Source organism: Synechococcus sp. OH2 (assembly GCF_047462155.1).
Lineage (GTDB): Bacteria > Cyanobacteriota > Cyanobacteriia > Thermostichales > Thermostichaceae > Thermostichus.
Genome location: NZ_JANSIR010000095.1, coordinates 1 through 5,351 on the forward strand (window position 1 = coordinate 1; position 5,351 = coordinate 5,351).

8 protein-coding genes are annotated in these 5,351 nt (G+C 58.8%); 5 read left to right on the forward strand and 3 right to left on the reverse strand.

Annotated elements, in window-relative coordinates; all coding sequences use genetic code 11:
* Positions 1 to 43: 43 nt before the first annotated feature.
* Both NW835_RS08490 and NW835_RS08495 read right to left on the reverse strand, forming a co-directional pair.
* A complete protein-coding gene (locus NW835_RS08490; protein WP_414363723.1) occupies positions 44 to 1,348 on the reverse strand; it encodes a metallophosphoesterase family protein in 1,305 nt (434 codons plus the stop codon).
* Positions 1,349 to 1,465: 117 nt separating this feature from the next.
* A complete protein-coding gene (locus NW835_RS08495; RefSeq protein WP_011429047.1) occupies positions 1,466 to 1,717 on the reverse strand; it encodes an RNA recognition motif domain-containing protein in 252 nt (83 codons plus the stop codon).
* A gap of 379 nt (positions 1,718 to 2,096) precedes the next feature.
* On the opposite strand from NW835_RS08495, the gene NW835_RS08500 reads away from it, so the two are divergent.
* The 4 genes from NW835_RS08500 to def all read left to right on the forward strand — a co-directional run bounded on the left by NW835_RS08500 (position 2,097) and on the right by def (position 3,586).
* The gene (locus NW835_RS08500) at positions 2,097 to 2,273 is read left to right on the forward strand and encodes an NblA/ycf18 family protein (RefSeq protein ID WP_414363725.1); all 177 of its coding nucleotides are present in this window, start codon (positions 2,097 to 2,099) and stop codon (positions 2,271 to 2,273) included.
* Complete coding sequence (locus NW835_RS08505; RefSeq protein ID WP_414415047.1) at positions 2,273 to 2,599, forward strand: DUF2499 domain-containing protein; 327 nt, start codon at positions 2,273 to 2,275, stop codon at positions 2,597 to 2,599. The genes NW835_RS08500 and NW835_RS08505 overlap by 1 nt, the downstream gene beginning before the upstream one ends.
* A gap of 3 nt (positions 2,600 to 2,602) precedes the next feature.
* Entirely contained in the window at positions 2,603 to 2,911 is a 309-nt protein-coding gene (locus tag NW835_RS08510; protein WP_414415048.1) for a DUF3593 domain-containing protein, read from the forward strand.
* Positions 2,912 to 2,989: 78 nt separating this feature from the next.
* Positions 2,990 to 3,586, forward strand: a complete 597-nt coding sequence (gene def / locus NW835_RS08515) for a peptide deformylase (RefSeq protein ID WP_414415049.1) — start codon at positions 2,990 to 2,992, stop codon at positions 3,584 to 3,586.
* 1 nt (position 3,587) lies between these two features.
* Here the strand turns inward: def and NW835_RS08520 are convergent, their stop codons facing one another.
* On the reverse strand, positions 3,588 to 3,941 hold the full coding sequence (locus NW835_RS08520; protein WP_414363732.1) for a hypothetical protein: 354 nt from the start codon (positions 3,939 to 3,941) through the stop codon (positions 3,588 to 3,590).
* Between the two features lie 224 nt (positions 3,942 to 4,165).
* On the opposite strand from NW835_RS08520, the gene cbiD reads away from it, so the two are divergent.
* The gene (gene cbiD, locus NW835_RS08525) at positions 4,166 to 5,290 is read left to right on the forward strand and encodes a cobalt-precorrin-5B (C(1))-methyltransferase CbiD (protein WP_414415050.1); all 1,125 of its coding nucleotides are present in this window, start codon (positions 4,166 to 4,168) and stop codon (positions 5,288 to 5,290) included.
* Positions 5,291 to 5,351: the final 61 nt, after the last annotated feature.

Sequence of the window (5,351 nt, forward strand, 5' to 3'; positions counted from 1 at the left end):
TCCCTCCCCACCGTATAGACGGTGGGGAATTCCGCACCTTACGTTAAAACAAGGGCAATTGCTGCTCTTCCCCTTCAGCAAGGCTTGCAGGATCCGCCTCCTCCCCGTTGGCATTCCCCTCCGACAAGGGATCTGCTGCTTCCGCCAGCAACTGACGGGCAGCCGCCAGCAACTCGTTGCGCAAGGGGGCCAGATCGGTGCGGTCGGCTAGATACTGCTCCAGAGCAGTCAAAGGTTCCAGACGGCTGGGATCCAGGCCCGGCAGGCGAATACGGCTGGGGCTGACCACGTCTGGGACGAGGGTGTAGCTGAAGGCAGGGGCGAGGGCCTGGTGCAGAGCCCGCTCGTCAACGCAATCGAGCTGGTCGGGACGGAGGCGGTAGATCAGGCGCAGAATAGAGCCGGCCACCGGCGCCTTGGCAATGGCCTCCAGCAGTTTGGCCTGCACCTGCTGGGGGGGATAGGGGGTGAGATCGAGGCGGATGGTGTGAAAGGTGCGGGTGGGTAAGGGCAAAAATTCGTAGCTGGCCCCTGTGGCCGTAACCTCTGCCAACACACAACCCTTTTCCTCTTTTTCCTCCCCAAAGTCTACTCGCTCAATGCTGCCGGGATAGATCACCAACGGCTGCCGACACAACACCTGGTGACGATGCACATGACCCAAAGCCACGTATTGGTAGGCGGGCCGCGCCAGCAGCGAGAGGGGCACCGTCAGTCCCTTGCCCACCGAAAGATGCCGCTCTGCCCCGTAGCGGGCCGTCTCCACCATCACATGGGCCAACAAAATTGCCGGGATCCCTGGCTGCAAAGTGCGGATCTCCCCTTCCAGAGCCAGATTTAGGCGCTGAAGGAGCTGATGAGTGAACACTTCGGCATTGAGATCCAGGCTCTCCTGGCGGGCAAGCAGGGTGGAGCGGTTCAGCCAAGGCAAGGTGGTCACCTGCACCGGGCCGCTGCGAGTTTCAATCCAATGGGTCTGCAGCCGATCCCCCACAACAAATCCTGCCACCCCCAGAGCGCGGTAGATGGCCAAGCTGTTGCCTTCTTGCCCCTGCCCGTACTGGTCGTGGTTGCCCACCAGCAGAACGGTCGGGATCCCGGCATCGGCCAGGCGGCGAAATTGTTGGGCAAAGAGCTCTTGGTGCAGAGGCGGCGGCGTCGCATCGGGAAAGGCATCGCCCCCAAACAGCACCAGATCCACAGCCCGATCGAGGGCACGATCAATGCACAGGCGCAAAGAAGTGACAAAATCCTCCAAACGCGTGTTCAGCCCCGTAGCCGGGTTGATGGAGCCGTAGGCCAAGCCACTGCCCAAATGAATATCGGAAAGATGCAGCAGCTTTACCATCTCAAACAGCCTTAAAGCCCTTCCAGCCGTTGCCCTCACTTCTGCCCGCCATTGCCTGCGTTGCCAACTTTTGGATTGGCACCTCCCTCGGAGTCAGATGAGGAATTCCCGCTGAAGCTAAGCCTGTCGGCGCGGCCTGGCTCGATCCAAACGCAAAGGTCGGCCCATAAATTCCTGGCCGTTGGCGACGTCGATGGCCTCCTCTTCCTCGGCCTCCGTGGCCAAATCCACGAACGCGAAGCCCCGTGTCTGGCCGGTTTCTCGGTCTATCGGAATTGTAACTGACTTAACGTTCCACCTCTGCTGGAAGAAAGCTGCTAGCTCTTCCGTTGAGGCTTTATAGTTTAGGTTTCCCACAAAAATGGTCATGGCAATTCAAGCAAAGCAAGGCGCAAATCGGAAAGAGCGGCAACCAAGGCTCAAGGTACTTCACTTTTATCATGAGGCCCCGCCTAATCGCCCAACATGACAGGATGTAAAGGGATTGCCGCTCAAAAATCTTCGCACTTCCCTGTCCAAAATGTGCTTTTATCAAACTTTGCGGGAGTGTACTTTTCCCGCTCCTTTGTTGAGTTTCCCCTCCAGCCCTGGCCGGACCAGGATCCGGAGGCACTTGCCATTTTGTTGCAACTTGTTAAACTAGGTTATTAAGATATGTATTGTCCTGCTTGCAGTGCTTGTCGGGAGCAGCGCTGGGATATCCTAGCGCGAGACTCCCTCCTACCCTAAGAGTCTCAAGGTGACGATAATGGATGAAACGCTAGGTCTCTCTCTGGAGCAAGAATTTCGCCAGCGGGCTTTCGAGACGCTGGTAGCTCGTATGAGCCCTGAGCAGGCCAAGGACATCCTGGTCAAACTGCACAAGCAAATGCTGTTACAGGAGGCCACTTACCGCCAGTTGCTGCGTCATTCCCTCAGCGTCTAATGCATGTCCTTTCGCTTCCCACCTGGTGGATTCATATTGCCAGCGTCTTGGAATGGCTGGCGGCCATTGTTTGCGTGTGGCAGTTTGGGGAGCGAATAGGCCGGCCAGAGTGGCGCGGCTTGAGCTGGGCGATGTTGCCTGCCCTACTGGGGGCAATGTGTGCCATTACCTGGCACTGGTTTGACAACGATCCCGCTCTCAACTGGGTGGTCACTGTCCAGGCGAGCTTGACGCTTCTGGGCAATTGCACTCTAGCCTGGGCTGCCTACCGCATTTGGCGGGCGGAGCAGGTGGAAAAGTCCCTTGGGAGGAGGGATCCAAGCTAGGCAATGGACAGTTTGTTTGCCCTCTCTCTCTTCCCCTATTTGGTCTTCTTGTTTTTCCTGTCGCGGCTGCGCCGGATCCCGCCCCTGGCCCTGATTGGGTTTTGGCTGCTGCTACTGTTTGTGGCCGTTAGCATCCCGGCGGGGTTGTATGCCCAACTCCATTACGGCACTTCCCTAGCCAATGTGGATCCCTTGCATGGGGCGGCAGAGGCTTTTCTCACCCTCTCCAACATTCTGGTGGCTCTGGGCTTCAAACAAGCCATTGACCAACAAGGATCCCCAGAGGCTGGGGACGGCAGCTCCGAGTCGTAGTCATGGCAAACGAACCTGAATGTAGAATGGAGGTCTAGACTGGACGTCTTCTGCTGTTTATTCTGAGAGACCTGCCGGATGGTGGCCACCCTTTCTGTCCCCAAAGCCAAACTGAAAAACCCGCCTCTGCGCATCCATCGGATGGGTGACAAGGTGCTGCGGCAGCCGGCTAAGCGCGTCAGCCAGGTCAACGACGAGATCCGCCAGTTGGCGCGAGACATGCTGCAGACTATGTACAGTGCCGATGGCATCGGCCTGGCAGCTCCTCAGGTGGGCATTCCTAAGCGCTTGATTGTGGTGGATCTCTATCCCGATAAGCCAGAGGTGCCACCGCTGGTGCTGATCAACCCGGAGATCCGCGAGTACCTGGGCGAAGTAGTAGCTGGCCAGGAAGGCTGCCTTAGCATTCCGGGCGTCTTCTGTGAGGTCATGCGTGCGCAGGGGGTGGTGGTTTCATTTAAGGACGAAACCGGGCGGCCCCGCACCCTCCAAGCCGACGACCTGCTGGCGCGGGTTATCCAACACGAAATCGATCACCTCAACGGTGTGCTGTTTGTGGATCACGTGGAGAACGAGCTGCTGTTGGATCAGGAGCTGCGCAAGCACGGCTTCCAGATGCAAGATGTGCAGCGCAAAAACAGCATATTTGCCACCCCTTCACCGCAGCCTCGCTAGGTCATTGCCGCAGGCGCTGCGCCAAGAGCTGTTCTTCTAGGGCGGCAATGCGGTTGTAGGCAGCGGTTAGCTGGGCGCTCAGGCGCTGGATTTGGGCTTCTGGGGCAAGCTCGTGTCCCATGCTGCGGCTGCTTACCCCAGTGGGTTCATCATCCAGCAAAAAGTTGTGGCTCCCATCTTCCACCAAGTCTGAGGTGAGAACGCTGTAACGGGAGGGGGCGGGGACATTTTTTTTAGCCTCCTGCTTTGCCAGAAGAGCAGCCGCCACCTGCTCCGGCATCCGCTCGATGGCAGCTTTCAGCTCCTGAATTTGCAACTCCAGACGCTCAAAATAGTGCTGCACTGCTTCGCTCATAGCTGCCCCGGTTCTGACTCTTTACTTTTATTGAAAGAGATAAGTTCTCGCTCCTCCCCTTCTTCCCCCAGATCATTTAACGATTACGCAGTTGGAGAACTAAACGTCGGCTTCAGGAGTTTGCCCTAGCAAGCCAGTCCTGCGGGTTGGCGTTGGCCACAATTGAGGCAGGCTCTCTCCAAAGTTTTTTCCAGAGCAGGTTCCTCTCTATTTCCAGGCAAAAAATGCAGGATGCGGTTCTCCCCTCTCCCCAACAGGGCTATACCTTGCCCGTGTTTGCGGTGGCTGCTGCTAAGGCTGCTTTCCACCGTCTCATCGGGATCGCTTTGGAGCAGAACGGCGCTCATCCTGTCATTGCGGTGCAGGTGGAGCCTGAAACGGGATCTGCTGCCGGCTGGGTCAGGATCCCGGTGGAGCAGGTGGCGGCTTTGTCGGAGAACACGGCTCTGGCCATTACCCGCTCGGATCCCGGCCCTCACCTGGATCTCACCCGCAACACACCGGTCTGGGCCTGGGTGAGTTTGGAGGAACGGGATCCCACCGCTCTCCCTTTGCTCCTGGAAGCGGGGGAGGGGCTAGGACGACACGCTGACGGCAGCCCGGCCATCTATGCCTACGCCCGGCGCCTGTTTGAGATCAACCTTTTGTCTGGGATCCCAGAGGGTTATCGGCTGCGGGTGCGCATCATCTTGCCGGAGGGAAAACTCTTGGCGGAGCGGACTTCGAATGCGGCGTTTGGGGTGCTGGAAGGACTGGCTCTCTTGGGAACGCGGGCGGAGGTGGAGCCTTCTGCCGGTGCCGAGAGCCTGGAGCGGGCCCGCTGCGAATTGCAGCAGAAGTTGGAAAAGCACAGGCATCTGGCCTTTTGCGTGGGCAGCCATGGGCAGCAGGTGGCGCTGCGACAAGGGATCCCGGCAGAACAGATTCTACTGGTGGCCAATTGGATCGGGCCGCTGCTGGTGGAAGCAGGGTTGCGGGGGGCGGAGTCGGTTCATTTGATCGGCTACCACGGCAAGCTGATCAAGCTGGCGGGGGGCATCTTCACCACTTCCAGCCATGTGGCCGATGCCCGCCTGGAAATCTTGGTGGCAGCCCTCATCCGCTGCGGGGGAACAGCCGAACAGTCGCGGCGGGGGCTAGAGCTAAGGACGGTGGAGGCAGCGGTGCAGTATCTGAAGGAGCTGGGCTGGGCAGAGCCGGTGCTGCAGGAGTTGACTCGGCAAATCCGCCAGCGGGCAACAGCCTATGTGCAAAAGTATGCTGCTCGATCCCTGCCGGTGCAGGTAACCCTGTTCGATCGGCAGGGCCAGGTTTGCGCTCAGGTTGGGATCTCCTCCCCAAGCCCTTGATCCCTGCTGTTGTCCCTCACCCCCAGCCCCTCTCCCAAAGGGAGAGGGGCTGGGGGTGAGG